Consider the following 20989-nt stretch of genomic DNA (forward strand, 5'->3'; position numbering starts at 1 on the left):
ATGGAGAGGAGTACCCCCTCCATCTCAGCGCTGACGGTTTCAGGCGGAGGCCGAAACCAGCATCGTCGTCAGTTTACGGATAAACGCCGAGGCATCCCCCAAGGGCTCCCCTTCATTGACGCGCGCCATATCGAGGAGGACGGCGGCGAAATCCTCAACGGACTCATCGCGATCTGCACGTGCCGCCAGATTGCGGATCAGAGCGTGATGGGGGTTGATCTCTAAAATCGGCAATATGGCAGGCATAGCCTGACCGGATTGCCGCATCAAGCGCTGCATCATCATATCCGGACCGCCCTCGCTGGTGATGACGACGGCACTATCAACAAGCCGGTTCGTGCTTTTGACGTCCTTCACCCGGCCCTCAAGCGCCGCCTTCAGCGCGGGAAGGAGTTTTTCCAGCGAAGCGGCCTCCCCCTCCGGCGTCGGTGCCGCGAACTTGTCGAGATCCCCATGGGTCTGGCTGATGGCGCGGAGGGTCTTCTCTTTATAACTGCCGAGACGCTCCGGCCAGAAGCCATCCACCTGGTCAGAAAGCAGCAGGACCTCAATGCCGCGTGCGCGGAACCCTTCGAGCTGCGCTGAATGGGCGAGACTTTCCACATTATCGCCCGTCAGGAAGTAAATATGCGCCTGCCCGTCTTTCATCCGTGCGACATAATCATCCAATGTGGTGGCATCGTCCGAATATGTTGACCGGAACAGGGAAAGAGACGCGATCTCCTGACGATATTCAGCATCTTCCCAGATCCCTTCCTTCAGGACGGGGCCGAAATTCTCCCAGAAATTTTTGAAGCCCTCTTTATCTTCCGGCTTCGTGGCGCGCTGGCGGATCTCATTCAACACGCGTTTGGTCACGGCTTTGCGGATGCGCGTCAGGACCGGCGTAGCTTGCAACATCTCGCGTGAGACGTTGAGTGGGAGATCCTCCGTATCCACAACCCCTTTGACAAAGCGCAGCCACGCTGGCAGGAGCCCCGCCTCATCCGTGATGAACATGCGTTTGACATGCAGATTCACTTTGCTCTCACGCGACGATTCCATGAAGTCAAAGGGCCGCGCACCGGGGATGAAGAGGAGCGCGGTAAATTCCGTCGCCCCCTCCGCCGACCAATGCATCGTCGTGTACGGTGCGTCAAACTGATGGGCGACGTGCCGATAGAACTCAGTATATTGCTCTTCCGTGATGTCGGATTTTGACTTGCGCCAGAGGGCCGTCCCCTCATTCGCGTCGGAGGTCTCCTCCCCATCCTGAAGTTTGATCGGCCAGGTGATGTGGTCTGCCCATTTCCGGATGATGCTTTTCAGGCGCCATGCATCGAGAAATTCCGCGGCATCTTCCTTCATGTGCAGCACGATATCCGTGCCCCCCGCCTCACGCGAGGCGGGGGAAATTTCGAAGCTGCCCTTCCCATCCGAGGACCATTGAAAAGCATCCGGCGCACCGGCTTTGCGGGAAATAACATCAACATGGTCCGCGACCATAAAGGCGGCGTAGAAACCGACGCCGAACTGCCCGATCAGGCTCGGCCGGTCCTCCGGTTTTGCCGCGCTGAGCTTTTCCCCGAAGGCGCGCGTGCCTGATCGTGCAATGGTGCCGAGATTCTGCGCGAGTTCATCATGACTCATCCCCGCACCGACATCGCTGATCGTGAGGAGGCGCTTCTCCTTATCCGGCGCGATGCGGATGGACGCGCCATCCGGCAGGGCTTCAGATGGTGTCGTCAGCGCCTCGAAGCGGCGTTTATCAAGGGCATCCGCCGCATTCGCCACCAATTCCCGCAGGAATATTTCCCGTTCGGAATAAAGGGCGTGAACAACGAGGTCGAGAAGCCGACCTACTTCGGCACTGAAAGCGTGCTTCTCAACTCCGGATTGTGTGTCATGCGGCGTGTCGGTCATGATGTCCTCTTTCAATCGCGTGGCTATGCACCAGCTTTCATGCGTTATTCTCGCGTCAGGTGGCGTGGCGCAACGGATTTTTCAAGGTCTGGACAGCGACGCAAACGCGGTTTGACAGGTTTTTTCCGTATAAAGAGGTCGCTTTACCCGTGATGCAGAATGCGCCAACCGTCACGATCATTCCCGTCAATCTTAATGTCGCGATAATGCATCAGGATTTTATGGGGTGTCTGCATGGGTTTTTCATGCGTGGCGCCAATGACGACGACATCTGCGCCACTGGCCTCGGCCGCCTGGATTCCCGCAGGCGCATCTTCAAAAATCAGGCAGTCGTCAATTTTGACACCTAATTTCTCGGCACCGAGCAGGAAGCAGTCCGGCGCCGGTTTGCCATGTTGAACGTCTTCCGCCGCAATCAGCAAGTCGGGCAGGGGCAGGCCGGCAACTGCAATACGCCTGAGGGCCAGGCGGCGCGGCGCCGACGTGACAACGGCCCAGGCGTGGCGCGGCAGGCTTTCCACGAATGCCTTGACCCCGGCAATCGCCTCGACACCCTCTGTATCCTCCAATTCCTGCGCCGTGATCCAGTCAGCTTCCTGCTGCGGGTCAATGCCGGGCAGATTTTGTTCCCGGATGGTTTCACAAGTGCGTTTACCATGGATCGTGGGCAGAAACGCCGCGACATCCAACCCATGACGCGCCGCCCATCGTCCCCAGACACGCTCGGCCGCGATGATCGATGTCAGGAGTGTGCCATCCATATCGAATAGAAATCCGCGATAAGGTTTGGGTCCGTATAAATTTTCAACGCGCATCTTTCTCTCCTCAAAGCCGGTGCGACATGATCTGACCCGGCGCGACCAGCCTGACATGCGGCCGTGTTTGCCGGATATTTATCCTTTGTTTTTGCTGAAGTTTCAAATCAGCGTCACGCGCATCGTTAAAATTTCATTTTGATATTGCATCGAATCGCGGGAAATGCATTCTATGAAAATGCCGCGATGATGATCGGGCGCGCTTTTCCGGCCATGTGAAGGACCATTTCTTATGAAGTTTTCGGGCGGCCTTAAATATTGCGTTATCGTAACAATAACCTTCCTCAGCGTGGTTTCCTTCGCCCCGGTCTCCCGCGCCGACATCCATGTTTTTGCGCACGCGCCGAATAGGTGGCTCCGGGATGTCACGCTTCAGGGCTTGATGGAAGGGGGGATCATGGCCAACCTGGCGCGTCCCGCCAGCGGCATTAATTTCGGCGATTTTCTCGCGGATCACGCCAATCAGGCCCAGTTGAATCAGGTCAGTCTGACGCTGTCCCGCGCCTTGGATGACGCCGTGCAGAAATATCAGATCGGCTTCGTCATTCAGGGCCTTTACGGGTCGGATGCGCGTTACTACCATCTGCTGGGCGTGTCGGATCACATGACATCGGACCGATATCAGTTGATCCCGGCCCAGGCGCATCTGGATGTCCATCTTCCATGGGTGACGCCGCACGGGGTCGATCTTAATCTCGGTATTCTTCAGGCCCCGATGGGGGTTGAAGTTCTGGATCCCTCGGCGCGGCCTTTCTATACGCTCGCTTACACATCGCAATATTCCGTGCCGTTTGAGCATCTGGGGGCGATGGCGCATTGGCATGTCACCTCCGATCTCGATATTCATTTCGGGATTGATACGGGCAATCAGTCCACCTGGGGGCGCAATGCAAGTAATACCAGCATGGCGGGATATCTGGGATTTACGCTTGCGGGCCTCGCCCATGGTAAAATGACAATCAATGGCTTGTCGCGCCTCGGGCCGGAGGATTCGGTCAATGCGTTAGGGATCCGGGCGGATAGCGCGCAGCGTTATTGGAATGACCTTTCCGTCCGTTATGACGTCAATGATCGCCTCTCCCTCACAGGGGAACTCAATTTCCTGCATGATGTCGGCCTGCGGGCGGAGGCTTATAGCTTTGTCTCCTTCCTGAGTTACAAAATTTCACCGAACCTCTCTCTCAATTACCGCGGCGAAATCTATCGCGATAATGGCGGAGCGTTTGTCGTGAGCTTTCTGAATAATCGCGCCTACATGAATGCCTTTCTCAATAATTACGCGCCTGCTGAAACCGCGCCGCCGACAACTTACGGTGCGCTGACGCTCGGCCTGACGTACCGCCCCCCTGTCCTGAAAAATCTGCGCGTCTTCGCTTTGCGACCGGAGATCAGGTTTGACCGCTCCCTGAACGGGACGTCCCCTTTCAATGCGGGGCGGAATGCCGGCATGTTCACCTTCGGCGGCGATGCCATGATCGGGTTCTGAATAAGCGGGGTGGTGGGCGTGCCCATGGCAAGTTCGCCACAGTGCCCCGCATTAAACGATATGGGTGAGTTGATCGCATAAAAGCACTGCTGCATAAGTTGGATATTAACGATCCACTAAACAGAGTCGTGCAATGACCTTCATCGCTTCCCAACGATCCCAAATGCTCTGGCCCCTGATCAGCATCGTGGTTTGCGGTGACCTCGCCCATGCGGAGGAGCGGCCCTCTTTCCGGCCCCGCCATCGAGATGATCACTCATCCATGCAGCGCCGACATCAAGCGGAAGAAAAGGCGCCAGTAGCAACGCTGCCCCCCGGGAACAAGTCGGCGCTGGAGGCTAAAGGGGAGGAGCGGGTACAGGTTCGGGCGCGGGCATCGCTTGTCGATAATGGTGCGCTCGGCAACCGGCGCATCCTGGATCTGCCCTACTCCGTCACGGTCATCAACGAGGCCAGCCTGAAGAACCGTCAGGTTAAATCACTGGGGCGCGTTTTTGAGAATGATGGGTCGGTCGTCCGTCTGGGCGACACATATTCCATGAACGCCTATTCCCTCAATGTGCGCGGCATCCCGCTTGACGATTATAATGGTTATAAGATTAACGGCACACCGTTTTTCATGACGACGGTTGAACTCCCGGTTGAAAGTTTTGAGTCGATCCAGCTCCTCAAAGGGGCTTCCGGGTTCATGTACGGGTTCAACGCGCCTGGCGGGATCGCCAATTTTGTCACGAAGAAGCCGACGGAACGGCGGACCTTGTCAGTCGATATCGGCTATAGCGCCAACGCCGTCATGTTGCAGCATCTCGATGTGGGAGGCCGGTTTTTCAGGAATGATATCGTGGGTTACCGTCTCAACCTCACGCATGAGGAGGGGCCAACCTATAACGGGTCCCATCTCAAACGTTATTCCGGTTCTCTCTCCACCGATGTCAGGCTCACGCATAACCTGACCTGGACGGCGGATGCGCTCTATCAGAGCCGCGTCATTAACCAGGGAATCCAGAATTTTTACATCGCTGATCCATCATCCTTCGGAAAGGGGCCGCTCCCCCCCGCGATCAGTGGACATAAAAACCTGACGGTCAATCCCGGCACGTTTTTCACGTCGCACACGATTTTCCTCGGCACGGGGTTGAAATGGCATATTCGTGACAGCTGGAATCTGCGCACTGATTACAGCCATAGTCGGGATTACCGGCGCTATAAGGGTGAATGGATGCCGCTTCAGGATCGAAGCGGTAATTACGACGCGCTTTTACGCACCAATCCCGGCAGTTGGGCCGCCTATAACCAGACACAGGTGATTTTAACGGGGCAGGTCGCAACCGGCGCCTGGCGCCATCACGTGACGGCCGGGATCGCCTGGCAGGGGTTGGAGAAATTCCTCCCTTATGACTTTAAAACGATCAATCTCGGGATGCAGAATCTCTATCGCCCCATTCTGCCTCGAACCTGGCAGGGATCGTTCAACACGGCGACATACCGCACCTACCACTCGGACCAGACCGGGTTTTTCCTCAGTGACACATTGGATTTCAGCCCGCAATGGTCCCTGCTCGCCGGATTGCGTTACACGATTTTCGGCCAGAAAAGTTGGGATGCCAAGCAAATCTCAACGTCCGAGCGTGCCCATCCGCTGACCCCGACTGTCGCCCTGCTCTATCATCCGTGGCGGAATACGACCTTTTATGTGAGTTACGTCCAGGCATTGGAGAGCGGCGGCACGGTTGCGACGAATTACGTCAATGCTTTCGCCAACCTGCCCCCCATCCGGTCAGATCAAGTGGAACTCGGGGCGAAAATCGATCGGAAAAAATGGTCAATGACCGCCGCGCTTTATCAGATCACGCGGGGTGCCCAATATGCCAATGCGCAGAATGTCTTCGTATCTGATGGGTCAACGACCTATTGCGGTGCGGAGTGGGCGGCCAAATGGCGTCTCCCCGCGGGGTTTGTGCTGTCAGATAGTATCGGGATGGAATATGGGCGTTACACAAGGGCCGACCCCGGTATCGTTGGGAACGCGATTGAAGGTGTCCCGACCGTGCAGAATATGTTCACGCTCCATAAGGGCTTTGCGTATCTCCCGGGATTTTCGGTTGAGGCGGAGGTGCATCACACGTCGTCAATGTGGGGGGACAGCCGTAATCTTTATAAAGTGCCGCATTATACCCTTCTGAACCTCCGGGCGCGCTACGATATGGATGTGGCGCGCCATCATGTGTCGTTACAGGCAGAAATGGATAACGTGCAGAACCTGAATTATTGGGGGTTTCTACAGACGGATTATCTTTTTGTCGGGATGCCACGCACGATCTTCCTGAATGCGCGGTTTTCATTGTAAGCTCGACCCTGCTGTAACCAACAAAAGAGGAAGGGATCAAAATGGGTATCCTCCACCCGCGCCACATGGCCGGTGCATTTGCCGTTCTCGCGCTTATGGGGAGCAGTGCCCTGGCGCGCACGAATCCTCTCCTTCAACCCAGCACTCTTCCCTATGAAGCGCCGCGTTTCGACCTGATCACCGATGCGGATTTCCCGCCGGCTTTTGAGCAGGGGATGCAGGAGCAGAATAACGAGATCCACGCCATCACCGCCAACCCGGATCGCCCGGATTTCGTCAATACGATTGAAGCGCTTGAGCGCGCCGGGAGCACGCTGCACCGCGTCGATATGACGTTTGATAATCTTTACAGCGCCAACAGCAACCCGCGCCTCGACGCCATCAAGACAAAGTTTGCGCCCCTCCTCACGCAGCATGAGGATGAAATTTATCTCAACACCGCGCTTTTCAATCGCGTGGCGACCGTCTTTCATAAGCGCAACAGCCTGGACCTGACGCAGGAGCAGATGCATGTCCTGACGGAGTGGTATCATCGTTTCCTCCATGCCGGTGCCTCATTGTCATCGCGGGAAAAGACCCGCCTGAAAGATCTGAACAGCAAGCTCTCTGTCCTTGAATCATCTTTCCAGCAAAAGCTGGTGGCCGCGACCAAAGCGGCGGGGCTTGTCGTCGATGTTGAGAAGAAACTCAGCGGCCTCGACGCAAATGCGTTGAGCACGGCATATAATGCGGCAGGGGCGGCGGGGCATAAAGGGCGGTGGCTTTTGCCGCTTCAGAATACGACACAGCAGCCGTCGCTTGCCGTCCTGAAAGATCGTGAGACGCGCCACGCTCTCTTTGAGAAGAGCTGGACGCGTGCGGAACAGAATGATGGCAATGACACGCGCGCGCTGATCGTGCGCATCGCGCACCTCCGGGCCGAAAAGGCGCGGCTGCTCGGCTTCAGGAATTACGCCGCTTATCAGTTGGAAAATCAGATGGCCAGAACGCCGGAAGCGGCGAATGACTTCATGAACCAACTTGTCGCGCCGACCCGCGCCGCGCAGGATGAGGAGGAGCAGGCCCTCACGCAATTGATACAGGCGGAAGGCAGCACGTTCAGCCTCGCGCCTTGGGACTGGGATTTTTACGCGGATAAATTACGTCGGAAAACGCTGGGCTATAGTGAGGATGATCTCAAACCTTATTTTGAGCTGAAGACCGTGCTTGAAGACGGGGTTTTCTACGCCGCGACATCGTTGTACGGCATCACTTTCAATCAGCGCCATGATATTCCGGTCTATCAATCCGACGTGGTGGTTTATGAGGTGCGCGATAAGGATGATGCGCCTCTCGGGCTGATGTATTTCGACTATTTTGCGCGCGACAATAAATTTGGCGGCGCATGGATGTCGAATTTCGTGGAGCAATCGAAGCTTCTGAAGCAGAAACCCGTCATTTATAATGTCGGCAATTTCGTCAAGGCAGCGCCGGGCCAGCCGCAATTGATCACGTTCGATGATGTGATCACGATGTTTCATGAGTTCGGGCACGCTTTGCACGGACTCTTCGCCGATCAGGTTTACCCTTCCGTTTCCGGCGCAAACGTCGCGCGCGACTTTGTGGAGTTTCCGTCGCAATTTAACGAAAACTGGGCGCTTTACCCCAAAGTCTTCGCCCATTATGCCCGCCATTACCAGACCGGCGCGACCATGCCTGAGTCATTGCAGAAAAAACTGTTTGACGCACGTCATTTCAATGCGGGTCACCGCTTGGGTGAAGTCGTATCCGCCGCTATGCTGGATATGAAGTGGCACACCATGTCGCCTAATCGCAAAATCAAGGATGTTGATCGGTTCGAAAGCAACATGCTGGAAAAAAGCGGGCTCGACACGGCCCATGTGCCACCGCGTTATCGCAGCTCCTACTTCCTGCATATTTGGGGGAATGGATATCAGGCCGGTTACTACGCTTATCTCTGGACCCAGATGCTGGACCATGACGCTTTTGACTGGTTCAGGAAGCATGGCGGTTTGACGCGGGCGAATGGCCAGCGCTTCCGGGACCTCGTGCTCTCCCGTGGTCATACGGAGGATTACGACGCGATGTTTGAAGCCTTCACGGGTCATTCGCCCGACATCAAGCCCATGCTCGACTTTTACGGGCTGAGAGCGGATTGATCATCCATCTGCGATCTGCAAGGGGTGCGCTGCGCGGTCATGATAAAGATAACGCAGTCGCGCCGCCCTCAACCCTGTCGACGACGTGCGCAGCACGCGCATCAGGAGGGAAAGCCTCAGATGAGGGTTTAAATTGCAGTTTACCTTCTTATTTATGACGGGAGAGTTCAAACAGGCGCGTCACGCGAAGGACGATGAGGTTCGGAAAGAAGGTTGAGTTTGAGGGGTTATACCCGGTCCGAAGCGGCCACGGCATGGCGCAAGCCGGGCCTCACGCAGAAGGGGGCGGCCGTGACGATCTCCTCATCCTGTCAGACTTGGCAGGATTGGGAGAGTGGGATGCGGCATATGCACCCCGCCTTCTGGGCGTTGACTCGTTTGAAAACCGGGCGAACCGCGCTTGGCTCTTTTTAATCAGGATGCTTGCCGAACCGGGATGCGGCGCGCGTGTCTCACGCGTCTGAACATCCCCGCGCTGACAGGCACGAGATTTCACATGACTTGCAAAAGACGACAAGGAGGCTTTTATGCCGAAACCTGAACCCACCATTCAGCATGCGGATGCGCCGGATTTCACACTCAAAATGCTTGATGGAAAAGCCATCCCGCAACTTGGCCTCGGCGTTTATAAGACGCCGGCGGATGAAACGGCGGAGATTGTCAATTTCGCGGCCGGGGTCGGGTATAAAATGGTCGACACCGCCGCATTTTACCATAATGAGGAGGGCGTCGGTCAGGCGGTCAAACGCCATCGTGACCTTTTTGTCACGACCAAATTATGGAATACGGGCCACGGCTATGATGCGGCCCGCCGCGCCTTTGATGAGAGCATGAAGAAGCTCGGCCTTGACGTGCTGGACCTCTACCTCATCCACTGGCCCGCGCCGAAAAACAACCTCTATGTCGAGACATGGAAGGCGCTTATTGAACTGAAAAAAGAGGGCCGCATTAAGTCAATCGGCGTTTCAAACTTCAATGTTGAACACCTTGAGCGGATCATTCATGAAACGGGTGAAGTGCCAGTCATTAATCAAATTGAGCTGCACCCGGCTTTTCAGCAGCGTCACTTGCGCGCCTTTCATGAAAAACACGGGATCATCACAGAATCCTGGAGTCCCCTTGGGCGTGGCGCCAATCTCGATGCTGATGTGATCCAGAAGATCGCGAAGAAATACGGGAAATCACCGGCACAGATTGTGATACGCTGGCATCTTGATCAGGGCCTTGTCGTCATCCCGAAATCATCGAACCACCAGCGCCTCCGGGAAAATATCGACGTGTTCGATTTCCGTCTGGACGCATCCGACCTCGCTGACATTGAAAAAATGGACCGCGCTGACGGACGCGTCGGGCCTGACCCGATGACAGCGGATTTCTAAGGCAGTTCCAATCCGAACTGGCGGCGCTCTTTGTCCAAAAGGGTGCCGTCACACCTCATGATGCGTGTCGAGATCAGCGAAGCGCGTAAACTCTCCTTCAAAGTAAAGGGGGATGGTTCCGGTCGGGCCGTGACGCTGTTTTTCCAGGATCAGTTCGGCCTTATTATGGACGAGGTCCATTTTTCGGTGCCAGTCATCCAAAGCCGCCTGATATTTTTCCGCGCCTTCATAAGTCGTCTCTTTGGGCATACGCTGTTTAAGGTAATATTCCTCGCGATAGACGAACATGACGGCATCGGCATCCTGCTCAATCGAGCCGGACTCACGCAGGTCCGACAGCATCGGCCTTTTATCCTCCCGCGATTCCACCTGTCGGGAAAGCTGAGACAGCGCGATCACCGGCACGGATAATTCCTTCGCGATCGCTTTCAGCCCCTGCGTGATCAATGAGATTTCCAGCACGCGACTTTCCGGCCTCGTTCCGACGGCGGGGCGCATCAATTGCAGGTAATCCACCACAACGAGGCTCAGCCCTTTCGTGCGGGCCAGACGGCGGCAGCGCGTCCGCATCGCGGAGAGGCTGATGGCCGGCGTCTCGTCGATAAAGAGGGGTAATTCCTGGAGTTCACGCGTCACGCGGACGAACCGGTCAAATTCCTTCTGACCAATATCCCCGCGACGAATGCGCTCACTCGAAATTTCCGCCTGCTCGGAGAGGATACGTGTCGCAAGCTGCTCCGATGACATTTCGAGCGAGAAAATCGCGACCGAACCGCGCGGCTGCGTGTTGCTGTCCGCCGCTTCCTGCATCAAGGCGCGCGCGGCGGAAAAAGCGATTTTCGTGGCCAGCGCCGTTTTGCCCATCGCGGGACGCCCGGCGATAATTAACAAGTCGGACGGGTGCAGCCCGCCGGTTTTCTTATCAAAATCCCGCAAGCCGGATGTCAGGCCGCTGACATCACCCGTGCGGAGAAAAGCATGTTCCGCCACCTCCAACGCGGTTGCCAGTGCGCGATCAAACGCGACAAACCCGCCATCCTGCCCCTTATCCGTCGCGAGCTTGAAAAGCGTTTCTTCCGCTGCCTCAATTTGCTCAGAGCCCGCGAGCTCCGTCGTGGCGCCATAGGCATTATTGACGACGTTTTCACCAATATCGATGAGTTGCCGTCTGATCCAGGCATCATGGATGGCGCGGCCATACTCTCCCGCATTGACGATACCCACCATGGAGGCGAGCAATTTCCCCAGATAAGCGGTGCCGCCCACCGGCTCCAACATCCCGGAATGTTCAAAATCCGCCCGCATCGTGATTGGGTCTGCCAACATCCCGCGATCAATCCGCCGGGCAATTGCGCCGTAGATCTTGCCATGCACTGCATTCGCGAAATGCTCTGCCGCCAGAAAATCCGAGACATGCTCATAGGCTTTGTTGTTCGTCAGAAGCGCGCCCAGCAATGCCATCTCGGCCTCCAGATTGGCGGGCGGGGTGCGGCGGACAAGTTCATCGAGCAATGTATCGGTTGCGGTTTTATCAGTCATGGGCAGGGTTATCTCGGCATCTCACGGGGTCGTCCATGAAGGGCATGTGGTTCCCTTTCACGTGTCCAGTCGTTATAACGTTGCGAGAGGCCAAGTGGGTAGCCCTACGCATCGTGAATTACAAAAACCGGGGAGGCGCGGCCCTTGATATCGATCTGGCCCGTCGGGCAGAATAATGGTGATGGGTGGATGCAGGTGATGGAACTGATCCTCGCCTTCATCCTTTCCGCGATTATCGGGCTTGAGCGGGAATACCGCCAGAAGAGCGCGGGTTTCCGCACTTATACGCTGGTCGGAGTTGCGGCAGCGCTCTTCATGATCGTCTCCAAATATGGTTTCACCGACGTGCTCTCGTCGGGCCGCGTCGTTCTCGACCCGTCACGTGTCGCCGCGCAGATCGTGTCAGGTCTGGGCTTCATCGGCGGTGGTGTCATCTTCATGCGGCGCGATACGGTGCGCGGCCTGACAACGGCGGCTTCCGTCTGGCTGACGGCGGCGCTGGGGATGGCGGCGGGCGCGGGGATGGTCGTCGTCGCGATTTTCACAACGCTCTGTTACCTCGCCGTCATGCTTCTGACGCATAAATTTGTCGGGCGCATCATGCGCAATCGTGTCAATGACGGCGTTATCGTCGTCAGGGGGGATGATGAGGCCAGTTTGAGCGGCCGCGTGCAGGATGCGATCCGGCGCGGGGGGTATGAGGTCCTGCATGTGCGCCAGGATCGAAACAATAATAAGGGATATCTTGCCCTGTCGTTTCTACTGCGCGGTCGAAGCGATTACGGCGCCCTGATCAATAATCTCATGCAGGTCAGTGGTGTCCGAACGGCCTGGAGCGAGGAGCCGAGTAAAAGATGGGTCTGATAGCTGCACGGGTTGCGCGGCGGCAAAGGTTGCTTGCATGAACGATTCGATCAAAAGGCGCGGTGTGTGTCTGATTATTTCCGCGCCATCCGGTGCGGGGAAATCAACGATCGCCAACGCCTTGCGTGCGTCTGAGTCACGTCTGATGCATTCCGTTTCCGTGACGACCCGTCTACCGCGCCCGGGCGAGAAAGAGGGCGTGCATTACCATTTCCGCGACCGGAAAGCTTATGACGAGATGATCGCACAGGGCGATCTGCTGGAATGGGCGGAAGTGTTCGGCCATGGTTACGGCACGCCGCGCCGCCCGGTCGAAGAAGCGCTCGCGGATGGCTATGACATGGTCTTTGATATTGACTGGCAGGGACACCGTTTGATGCGGGCCGCCTTGCCCGACGATGTCGTGAGCATCTTCATCCTCCCTCCCTCAATTGAGGAACTGGAACGTCGCCTGCGCGGACGCCAATCCGACTCCAATGAGACAATTGAGAACCGGATGCGTGCCGCGCAGAATGAATTGTCGCATTGGGCGGAATTTGACCATAATATTGTCAATGATGATCTCGACCACGCGATACGTCAGACGAAAGCGGTGTTAAGGGCGGCGCGGCTGCGTACGGCGCGGCAGGTTGGCTTGAACGCGTTCACAAAACGTTTTTTTCCGTCCTGAGGCGCGCAATCGCGGCTTTGAGCGTCAGAAGTGACGGCGCTTTGACGTGGTATTACCATCGGCAAGCGCTGATAACGCCTCAATATCCTGAATCAGAACGTTGCGCGTGTGGGGGATATGGATCAACCCCTGCCGTTGAAATGCGGAGAAGGTGCGGCTGACCGTCTCGATGGTCAGGCCCAGATAATCGGCGATATCCATCCGCGTCATGGGCAGGGCAAGGTGGCCGAGCGCCGCCTTGTTGAGAAGGAAGCGCTCTCTCAGAAAACTGGCAAGGCGCTCACTGGCGGTTTTGCGACCGAGCAGAAGCATGCGCCTCTGCGCACGGACAAGCTCGCGCGAGGCTTCTTCAAGCAGGCGTTTTTCAAGCGCCGGGAAATGGCGCCGCAGGAAACTCATCTCAGAGACGGAAAACTGGCAGGCGCGCAAAGGGGTCAGGGCCTCGGCACTGAACGCGAAATTTTTGCAACTGGCCAGGCCGATAAAGTCGCTTGCGGTGGCGAAGCCGGTGATCTGCCGTCGCCCGTCCGGCATGGAATTGAATAAGCGCACATGGCCCTGAGTGACGACATAAAAGCGGTCCGCCTCGCTTCCCTCCTCAATGAACACTTTTCCCGCAGGGAAGGCGACGCGTTGGAGATGTTTCTCAAGCTCCGGCAATTGGGCCGGCTCGAAAATCGCACAGATACTGCGCTCCCGTGCGGCACAGATGGTGCATTCTCCCTTACCGTTGGGAAGTAACGGCGTCTCGGATTCGGGTTTTAGCATACAAGGAGAAAAATTCATCATTCAGCGCCTGCGCCACATATGTGGTATTACTGCAACGGTTTGAAATTAAGGATAGCCTATTGATCCTGATCAAGGAAGCCTTTTACTTTCTGTCAAATAACTGCGCCGTTGAAATTGCTTTATCAGGGTGCGATATGACCTTCTCCATCAAAAGCTGCCTGGCCGCCATAACAGGCTCCTTCCTCTCGGCGGCGACGTTTCAGGTCGCCCATGCGCAACAGGCAGCGCCTCCGGCCAGCGCGGCTTACGTCAATGCACCATTGACGACCTCGCAGGTCATGCCGCCGAAGGCCGCGATGTCGGACCATGCTTGCGGGATCTTCAAAACCTGTTCCTCCACCAAGATCGGCTTCGGCAAGGGTGATTTCATCGTCCGCCTTTCCGCGCTGGGTGTCCTGCCGCAGGACATGGATAGTAAAGTCTGGCTCGCGAACAAACCGATATCGGGCCACATTTCAACGACAAACCAGGTCATGCCGGAACTGACCTTCATGTATTTCCTGACGGATAATCTCTCCGTCGATCTCATCGCGGCCAGCTCGCGTCACGAGGTTGCGGCGCAAGGGACACCTTTGGGCAAGATCGATGTGGGCAGTGCCTGGGTCCTTCCGCCGACCATCACTTTCGCGTGGCATTTCCGTCCGCATAAGCGCTTCAACCCGTATATCGGCGTCGGCGGAACTCTGGCCTGGTTTCATAATATGAGCCCTGCTGGTGGCGTTGTGCAGAAGCTTAATGTCGGCTTCACAGGTGGCCCATCCGTCAATGCCGGGTTTGATTATCAGCTCGTCGGAAACTGGTTTTTCAATTTCGACGTCAAGCAGATCTTCATGCGTATGCATGCATGGGCCAATGATAATGGTAGCCCGACCTTCATCAAGGCGCATAACGCGCTCAATCCGACGCTCGTCGCAGCCGGTATTGAATATCGGTTCTAAACGCGAAACCGTCATTTCCGACGCGATCACGTGCGGATCTTCAAGCAGCGGCCCGGTTTCCGGGCCGTTTTCGCGTTTGACGTGGCACGTCGGCGTTGCCACCGTGAAGCACCGTTCTTGCCTGACCCCAAGCGCTTGTGGCATGAGCTGACATCGTGAAATCAGGCGCGCGATAGATGGGTTGGCGTGCCCATCAAGCGCCATCATGTCGGGGCACCAAATTTTCTCGGACAGGCCTCATCAGATCAGACAGCGCATTAGGGAAGGGTGAGGCGTGTCAACGCTTTTAACGTCACCGCGGGACAAGCTCCCTGTTGGTGAACTTGTTGCGCTCGCGATGGCGGGTTTTCTGGCGATCATCACCGAAACAATGCCCGCAGGCCTGATGCCGACGATCGCATCAGAGCTCCATGTTTCGAGCGCCATGACGGGCCAGATGGTGACGATATATGCGTTCGGTTCGACAATTGCGGCGCTGCCCCTCACGGCTTTGACGCAGGGTTTTCGCCGTAAACCATTATTGCTCCTTGGCATCACCGGCTTTCTGGTCATGAACACCATCACGGCCATAACGCACCATTTTAGCCTTATCCTCTCGGCGCGCTTTCTTGCCGGGTTATGCGCCGGGCTGGTCTGGGGGCTTCAGGCAGGATACGCCAAACGGCTGGTGACATCGCGCCTGCAAGGCAAGGCGCTGGCCATTGCAATGGCGGGCGCGCCGCTGGCTTTTTCCGTCGGGACGCCGACCGGTGTCGCGGTGGGGAATCTGGTCGGCTGGCGGGAGGCGTTCCTTTTTATCTCCGGCGTGGCCTTCTTACTGGCTCTCTGGGTGGCATATCGCCTGCCCGACCTCGCCGGACAACGTGACGACAAACGTTTGTCCCCCCTGAAGGTCCTGAAAATTCCCGGCATCATCACCGTTTTGTCCCTGACGATGGCCTGGGTGGGGGCGCATAATATCCTCTACACTTATATTGCGCCTTTCACGTCAATCTCCGGCCTGCAGACGCATGTCAGCGCATTACTGCTTTTATTCGGTGTGTCTTCGCTGGCAGGAGTCTGGCTTGCCGGGGTACTGACGGAAAAACCTCTGAAGACCATTATCCTGCTGGCACTCTCCATGTTCCTGCTGATGACGGTCGTGGCTTCACTTTTCGCGCAGCACCCTTATGTCGTCATTATGATCATGGTGCTTTGGGGCCTGTCCTATGGCGGGGCCGGGACATTCATCCAATTAGCGTCAGCTTCCGTCGCGGGGGAAGGGATTGATCTCGCCAGTGCAATGATTTCCACCGTCTGGAACAGCGCGATCACACTGGCAGGATTGTGGGGCGGGGTGGCGTTGACGCATGGCGGCCCGAAAGCCATCAGCCTTTCGATGATCCCGATCATCTGCGTGGGAATTATGATCGTCCTGCGGGCCGGAACGGGGGCGTTCGCGCCGCGTCGCACTGAGGCACAATGACGCGTTGTCATCAATCGGCGTAAAGGGGGGCCACGCCTCTGAGTAAGGCAGATGGTGCCCAAGGGCGGGATCGAACCACCGACACTGCGATTTTCAGTCGCATGCTCTACCAACTGAGCTACTTGGGCACAGCGCCCCAATGGCGCTGCGCACGGTTTAGTGGATGTGGGAGGGTTGATCAAGTGGCATCTTGATCTTTTTCACCCTCACTTTCCTCGTAAGACGGGATTTCATCTTCCCGCGCCGACGGAACGCGGTAATTCCCCCGAAACCAGTTGCCAAGGTCGAGATCGGCACAACGTTTACTGCAGAAGGGACGGTAAAGGGCGACACTGTCTTTACGACAGATCGGGCATTGCGACATCAGGAAAAACTCCAATGCGCGGGAGGGTAATCCGGAATGGCCATCAGGGGAAGTTCATATCCCAGGATTCGCGACACATCTTCTAGAGCTGCGACATCCTTTTGCAAAGCATCAATGATGGCGAAGGACGCTTTCAGACATAATTTATGATGGGTGGGCATGCCCGACAAAGTGCGCACGACCTGCCGCAAAGCGGCGAGCCCAATACCGTGTGGTGATGAGAGAAGCTCATGCAAAGGGGGTCGACGGCGTGGCCGGGTTAATTCCAGCAAGCCAGACGGTGTCGCGCCGAAATCATGCGGTTTTAGTGGATCATCCCGAAAAGCATCTTGCAAAAAGGGGATCAGTGCAGCGCGCTTGCGTGTCGGTACGCCCGCCGGGTCGATCAGGATGACGCCATTGATGTTGCGCAGGCGGATCTCCCGGGCAAGCGTCGGGAAGATCGCGACATTCCGGTCAAATTGCGATCGGGCCGAGGCGGCGGCGGTGTCCGCGTCATCAAGATCAATCGCGCAAAGCGCCGCGCTTGGCGTCACGTGCGCGCTCATATTGTCGGGGAGAGCGATGTCCTCATGCGTGAGGGCGCTGCATTGGTCCTTTATATCCTCGTCAAAGGCGCAGGCGACACGTTCCAACCGTGGGCGCAGGTCTGACGACAGACGGGCCGCGAGGGAGGGCGTATCAATGAGGATCCGGGCTTCAGGATAGCGCGCGGCCATTTCCTCCAACGGGCTCGGCCCTTGCTGAAGGCAGGTCGGCGCGTCGCATATGGCGTCAGACTGGAGTGGCTGGAGGCGCGCGCCCTTGCCGCCCTGCGCGGCGCGGGTGACGCGGGCTGTCACCGAAGCACCTTCCGGAAAGATGCCGGTGACAAACACATCCTCGCCCGACAATATCCGGCCGAAAGCGCCTTTCATAATGGGAACGGGGCGGATGATCCGCACGCAATGAATATCGCCGAAGCCATCCGGTTTACCGGGGCGCCACAGTGAAAAATCAACGAGCACGCCATCAAGGAGGGCGGCGATGCGCGCCTCTCCGGGGCTCCAATCCACCGCGATTTTCATCATGGCCGCCATTCTTCCCTCGGGCGTTCTGAGGTCGTCAAACCGCCTTGCCCTCTCGGTTCTGTCACATGCGGTGAGATGTCGCGGACTCCATGATGCCCGGGCGAAACCAAGAGTGCGGTTGACCTCGCAGAAGCTGAGACGTTTCAAAAAGCGGGAGCCCGATCACGGCGGACGGGCTTCCGGAAATAAAGCGAATGAAGCGTGCGGCCATTCCTTGCAAAGCGTAGCCACCTGCCTTGCCTTGCCAGTCTCCGGCGGCAATCAACGCCTCAATATGATGCGGCGTCAGGCAGGAGAAGGCGACTTTAGACGCCACCACACGGGAGGCGCATCGACCTTCCGTCAGGGCTTTCGAAGGGCGCATCGAAATGGCTGTGTAAACGGTATGACGACGCCCGGAGAGAAGCGCCAGATATTCTCTTGCCTGTTGCGGGTTCTCAGCTTTCGGGAGAATGCGACGCCCGACAGCCACGATCGTATCCGCCGCCAGGATCAAAGCGGGACGGTCAAGCTGGTCCGCGATGACTCGTGCTTTAGCCTCTGCAAGCCGGATAGCGCAGGCACGTGGAAGCTCACCTTTTAACGGTGTCTCATCAAGTTCCGCCGGAAGGATCTCGTCCGGCGCCAGGCCGATCTGCCGCAGCAAGGCGACGCGCCGCGGCGAGGCGGAGGCGAGAATCAGGGCAGGATGTGGGGAGGTCGCCACGCGTCACTTAAAGCGGAACGTAATCCGACCTTTGGACAGATCATAAGGCGTCATTTCAACATTGACGCGGTCACCTGCCAGAACGCGGATGCGGTTTTTGCGCATTTTGCCGCTTGTATGGGCGAGGATCGTGTGCTCATTGTCTAAAGTGACGCGAAACATGGCATTTGGTAGAAGTTCAGTGACAGTTCCACTGAACTCGATCATATCTTCCTTCGACATTGTGTCCCTTGATACTCCATTCATGTTCTGTTCAGATGTCGCATAGTGCGACAGGCTGCTCAAGCGTATGTGCGAGTCCGCACGGCGCCGTCAAGCAAAACGGCCCGTTCATATAAATTTTGTCATGCCTCAAAGTTTGCCTGCGTCACTTCTGCAGGCGCAAAGCGATACTCTGTGCATGGGCGTCAAGCCCCTCTGCCCGCGCGAGGATTTCACCGGCAGGGCCGAGCTTCTGCAAACCGTCCTGCGCGGCGCCAATCGTGGTGGTGCGCTTCAGGAAATCATAGACGGAAAGCCCTGAAGCAAAGCGCGCGGTGCGATTTGTCGGCAGAACATGATTGGGCCCGCCAACATAATCGCCAATCGCTTCGGGACAATGCCGCCCGATAAACATGGCCCCGGCATGACGCACCTTGCGGGAAAACCCGTCCGCATCTTCAAACATGATTTCAAGATGCTCCGGCGCGATGTCATTGACGAGATTCGCGGCCTCATCCCAATCCGCGACCGTGATGATCGCGCCGAAATCCGCCCAGGAAGCACCCGCAATCTGACGGCGCGGCAGCGTCTCAAGCGCCTCTGCGACGGCGGCCTCAACATCCGCGGCAAATCGGGCGTCATTTGTGATGAGGATGGCCTGGGCGCGCTCATCATGTTCCGCCTGCGCCAGGAGGTCCATGGCGATGATCTCGGGACGATTATCCTTATCCGCGACAATGACGACTTCGGAAGGCCCGGCGATGGAGTCGATACCGACATGGCCGAACACCTGACGTTTAGCCTCCGCGACATAAGCATTACCCGGCCCGACGATACGATCAACGGGGGGGATACGCTTTGTGCCGTAAGCGAGGGCGGCCACCGCCTGCGCCCCGCCAATGCCGTAAATTTCCTGCACGCCGCAAATATCGGCGGCGGCAAGGACGAGGGGATTGAGGTGGCCGTTCGGCATGGGGACACACATGGCGATGCGTTTCACCCCGGCGACCCATGCGGGCAAGGCGTTCATGAGGACGGAGGACGGATAGGCAGCCTTGCCACCCGGGACATACAGCCCGACCGCGTCCAGAGGTGTCCAGCGCAGGCCCAGTTCCAGACCGGCCTCATCCGTGTAAAGGATGTCCTGCGGCATCTGGCGCTCGTGAAATGAAATAATCCGCTCTTTCGCCAAAACCAGGGCGTCTTTTAAAGCGCCGGGCACTTGCGCGATGGCGTCGCGCCGCTGCTGATCGGTCAGGGCGATCGCGTCCGCATGTAATTCATGGCCATCGAACTGTGTGGTATAGGCCATGACGGCCTCGTCCCCACGGGCGCGGACATTATTGATAATGTCGCGCACAGGCGTGGAAACATCCTGCGCGTCACTTTGCCGAACGGAAATCAACGTATCGAATTGTGAGCGGAATTGCGCATCCCGCGTGGAAAGTTTTTTCACTGGGTCTTATTCCGTAAAGCATCCCGGAAGCGGTCAATTAGCGCGGTCACTTCCTGCGGGCGCGTTTTCATGGCGACGCGGTTGACGATGAGACGCGATGAGACATGCGCGATCACCTCCGTCTCTTCAAGACCATTTGCCCGCAATGTCGCCCCTGTATCGACAAGGTCAACGATGGCGTGCGCCATGTTCAGGGACGGGGCGAGTTCCATCGCGCCATGAAGGTGCACAATCTCGGCATTCATGCCGCGCTGCGCGAAATGCTGGCGGGCGATGGCAGGGTATTTAGTGGCGATGCGGATTTTGGAACTGGGGGCTTCTGCTGCCGTCGCGTGGTTTATACCCCGCGCGACGCTGATGCGACATTGACCGATCTCAAGATCAAGCGGTGCGTAGATCTCCGGATAATCAAATTCCATGAGAACATCCGAGCCACAGATGCCGATATCGGCCCCGCCATGCGCGACAAATGTCGCGACATCGAAGGAACGGACGCGGACAATGTCAATCCGCTTCTCTGTCGTGGGGAAACGCAGGGCGCGCGTCGCTTCATCCGTCGGGCTGGGTGCTGCCAACAACCCTGAGAGATGGAGGAGCGGTTTCAGCGCCTTAAGAATGCGTCCTTTCGGCAAGGCGAGAATCATGCCCCTGCCATGCCGTCCCGATATGGCTGGCGCCAGAATTGTGTGATCATTCACCATTGCGGGCGAACGTTAACATTTTTCGGCCGTCAGACAAACAGATGTTCCAATCAGATGCGTAAAAACGGTGCTGCCCGGGCCGCGTTAATTCTCGTGCAACCATCGCCGCGACGGAGCGCTTGAATCTCCTCCTGCGCT

At 57.2% G+C, this 20989-nt stretch carries 18 protein-coding genes and 1 tRNA gene; 8 read left to right on the forward strand and 11 right to left on the reverse strand.

The genetic code is table 11. The features are described 5' to 3' along the window. Positions 1–39: 39 nt before the first annotated feature. Entirely contained in the window at positions 40–1902 is a 1863-nt protein-coding gene (htpG, locus tag N5W20_RS08310; protein WP_319806677.1) for a molecular chaperone HtpG, read from the reverse strand. 143 nt (positions 1903–2045) lie between these two features. Then, the gene (locus N5W20_RS08315; protein WP_319806678.1) at positions 2046–2717 is read right to left on the reverse strand and encodes an HAD-IA family hydrolase; all 672 of its coding nucleotides are present in this window, start codon (positions 2715–2717) and stop codon (positions 2046–2048) included. A gap of 232 nt (positions 2718–2949) precedes the next feature. On the opposite strand from N5W20_RS08315, the gene N5W20_RS08320 reads away from it, so the two are divergent. The 4 genes from N5W20_RS08320 to N5W20_RS08335 all read left to right on the forward strand — a co-directional run bounded on the left by N5W20_RS08320 (position 2950) and on the right by N5W20_RS08335 (position 10088). Further along, the gene (locus N5W20_RS08320; protein ID WP_319806679.1) at positions 2950–4203 is read left to right on the forward strand and encodes an outer membrane beta-barrel protein; all 1254 of its coding nucleotides are present in this window, start codon (positions 2950–2952) and stop codon (positions 4201–4203) included. Positions 4204–4336: 133 nt separating this feature from the next. Further along, the gene (locus N5W20_RS08325) at positions 4337–6550 is read left to right on the forward strand and encodes a TonB-dependent receptor (protein WP_319806680.1); all 2214 of its coding nucleotides are present in this window, start codon (positions 4337–4339) and stop codon (positions 6548–6550) included. Positions 6551–6591: 41 nt separating this feature from the next. Continuing rightward, positions 6592–8709 carry a M3 family metallopeptidase gene (locus tag N5W20_RS08330; protein ID WP_319806681.1) on the forward strand — a complete coding sequence of 706 codons (2118 nt, stop codon included), beginning with the start codon at positions 6592–6594 and terminating at the stop codon, positions 8707–8709. Positions 8710–9236: 527 nt separating this feature from the next. Further along, positions 9237–10088: an aldo/keto reductase gene (locus N5W20_RS08335; RefSeq protein WP_319806682.1), complete on the forward strand. Its 852-nt coding sequence runs from the start codon at positions 9237–9239 to the stop codon at positions 10086–10088. Between the two features lie 48 nt (positions 10089–10136). Here N5W20_RS08335 and N5W20_RS08340 read toward each other — a convergent pair whose 3' ends face one another. Further along, positions 10137–11627 carry a replicative DNA helicase gene (locus tag N5W20_RS08340; RefSeq protein ID WP_319806683.1) on the reverse strand — a complete coding sequence of 497 codons (1491 nt, stop codon included), beginning with the start codon at positions 11625–11627 and terminating at the stop codon, positions 10137–10139. Positions 11628–11816: 189 nt separating this feature from the next. Between N5W20_RS08340 and N5W20_RS08345 the strand changes: the two genes are divergently transcribed. Then, positions 11817–12491, forward strand: coding sequence for an MgtC/SapB family protein (locus N5W20_RS08345; protein ID WP_319807874.1), 675 nt, complete (start codon positions 11817–11819; stop codon positions 12489–12491). A gap of 37 nt (positions 12492–12528) precedes the next feature. Next, a complete protein-coding gene (gene gmk, locus N5W20_RS08350; protein ID WP_319806684.1) occupies positions 12529–13161 on the forward strand; it encodes a guanylate kinase in 633 nt (210 codons plus the stop codon). A gap of 24 nt (positions 13162–13185) precedes the next feature. On the opposite strand, the gene N5W20_RS08355 is transcribed toward gmk, so the two are convergent. Then, positions 13186–13929, reverse strand: a complete 744-nt coding sequence (locus N5W20_RS08355; RefSeq protein WP_319806685.1) for a Crp/Fnr family transcriptional regulator — start codon at positions 13927–13929, stop codon at positions 13186–13188. Between the two features lie 155 nt (positions 13930–14084). Between N5W20_RS08355 and N5W20_RS08360 the strand changes: the two genes are divergently transcribed. Continuing rightward, entirely contained in the window at positions 14085–14888 is an 804-nt protein-coding gene (locus tag N5W20_RS08360; protein WP_408869448.1) for an OmpW/AlkL family protein, read from the forward strand. Between the two features lie 274 nt (positions 14889–15162). Then, on the forward strand, positions 15163–16353 hold the full coding sequence (locus N5W20_RS08365; RefSeq protein ID WP_319806687.1) for an MFS transporter: 1191 nt from the start codon (positions 15163–15165) through the stop codon (positions 16351–16353). A gap of 52 nt (positions 16354–16405) precedes the next feature. On the opposite strand, the gene N5W20_RS08370 is transcribed toward N5W20_RS08365, so the two are convergent. From N5W20_RS08370 to hisG, 7 genes are all read right to left on the reverse strand, one after another. Then, positions 16406–16481: transfer RNA gene (locus N5W20_RS08370), tRNA-Phe, on the reverse strand. Positions 16482–16531: 50 nt separating this feature from the next. Next, entirely contained in the window at positions 16532–16717 is a 186-nt protein-coding gene (locus N5W20_RS08375; RefSeq protein WP_319806688.1) for a DNA gyrase inhibitor YacG, read from the reverse strand. Further along, a complete protein-coding gene (locus tag N5W20_RS08380) occupies positions 16717–17787 on the reverse strand; it encodes a ribonuclease E/G (protein WP_319806689.1) in 1071 nt (356 codons plus the stop codon). Before N5W20_RS08380 ends, N5W20_RS08375 begins: the two co-directional genes overlap by 1 nt. Before the next feature lie 61 nt (positions 17788–17848). After that, on the reverse strand, positions 17849–18493 hold the full coding sequence (locus N5W20_RS08385) for a Maf family protein (RefSeq protein WP_319806690.1): 645 nt from the start codon (positions 18491–18493) through the stop codon (positions 17849–17851). 3 nt (positions 18494–18496) lie between these two features. Continuing rightward, on the reverse strand, positions 18497–18715 hold the full coding sequence (gene infA, locus N5W20_RS08390) for a translation initiation factor IF-1 (RefSeq protein WP_023979930.1): 219 nt from the start codon (positions 18713–18715) through the stop codon (positions 18497–18499). 145 nt (positions 18716–18860) lie between these two features. Continuing rightward, positions 18861–20150 carry a histidinol dehydrogenase gene (gene hisD / locus N5W20_RS08395; RefSeq protein WP_319806691.1) on the reverse strand — a complete coding sequence of 430 codons (1290 nt, stop codon included), beginning with the start codon at positions 20148–20150 and terminating at the stop codon, positions 18861–18863. Beyond that, entirely contained in the window at positions 20147–20851 is a 705-nt protein-coding gene (gene hisG / locus N5W20_RS08400; protein ID WP_319806692.1) for an ATP phosphoribosyltransferase, read from the reverse strand. Before hisG ends, hisD begins: the two co-directional genes overlap by 4 nt. Positions 20852–20989: the final 138 nt, after the last annotated feature.

Source organism: Candidatus Kirkpatrickella diaphorinae (assembly GCF_025736875.1).
In the GTDB taxonomy this organism is placed as follows: domain Bacteria; phylum Pseudomonadota; class Alphaproteobacteria; order Acetobacterales; family Acetobacteraceae; genus Sorlinia; species Sorlinia diaphorinae.

Excerpts from the sequence above, each read along its gene's own strand:
- N5W20_RS08380 (WP_319806689.1), bottom strand. The coding sequence starts at position 17,787 with ATGATGAAAATCGCGGTGGATTGGAGCCCCGGAGAGGCGCGCATCGCC.
- N5W20_RS08375 (WP_319806688.1), bottom strand. The coding sequence starts at position 16,717 with ATGTCGCAATGCCCGATCTGTCGTAAAGACAGTGTCGCCCTTTACCGT.
- N5W20_RS08320 (WP_319806679.1), top strand. The coding sequence starts at position 2,950 with ATGAAGTTTTCGGGCGGCCTTAAATATTGCGTTATCGTAACAATAACC.
- N5W20_RS08360 (WP_408869448.1), top strand. The coding sequence starts at position 14,085 with ATGACCTTCTCCATCAAAAGCTGCCTGGCCGCCATAACAGGCTCCTTC.
- N5W20_RS08315 (WP_319806678.1), bottom strand. The coding sequence starts at position 2,717 with ATGCGCGTTGAAAATTTATACGGACCCAAACCTTATCGCGGATTTCTA.
- hisG (WP_319806692.1), bottom strand. The coding sequence starts at position 20,851 with ATGGTGAATGATCACACAATTCTGGCGCCAGCCATATCGGGACGGCAT.
- N5W20_RS08325 (WP_319806680.1), top strand. The coding sequence starts at position 4,337 with ATGACCTTCATCGCTTCCCAACGATCCCAAATGCTCTGGCCCCTGATC.
- N5W20_RS08330 (WP_319806681.1), top strand. The coding sequence starts at position 6,592 with ATGGGTATCCTCCACCCGCGCCACATGGCCGGTGCATTTGCCGTTCTC.
- N5W20_RS08345 (WP_319807874.1), top strand. The coding sequence starts at position 11,817 with ATGCAGGTGATGGAACTGATCCTCGCCTTCATCCTTTCCGCGATTATC.
- htpG (WP_319806677.1), bottom strand. The coding sequence starts at position 1,902 with ATGACCGACACGCCGCATGACACACAATCCGGAGTTGAGAAGCACGCT.
- N5W20_RS08355 (WP_319806685.1), bottom strand. The coding sequence starts at position 13,929 with ATGCTAAAACCCGAATCCGAGACGCCGTTACTTCCCAACGGTAAGGGA.
- infA (WP_023979930.1), bottom strand. The coding sequence starts at position 18,715 with ATGTCGAAGGAAGATATGATCGAGTTCAGTGGAACTGTCACTGAACTT.
- N5W20_RS08340 (WP_319806683.1), bottom strand. The coding sequence starts at position 11,627 with ATGACTGATAAAACCGCAACCGATACATTGCTCGATGAACTTGTCCGC.
- gmk (WP_319806684.1), top strand. The coding sequence starts at position 12,529 with ATGAACGATTCGATCAAAAGGCGCGGTGTGTGTCTGATTATTTCCGCG.
- N5W20_RS08335 (WP_319806682.1), top strand. The coding sequence starts at position 9,237 with ATGCCGAAACCTGAACCCACCATTCAGCATGCGGATGCGCCGGATTTC.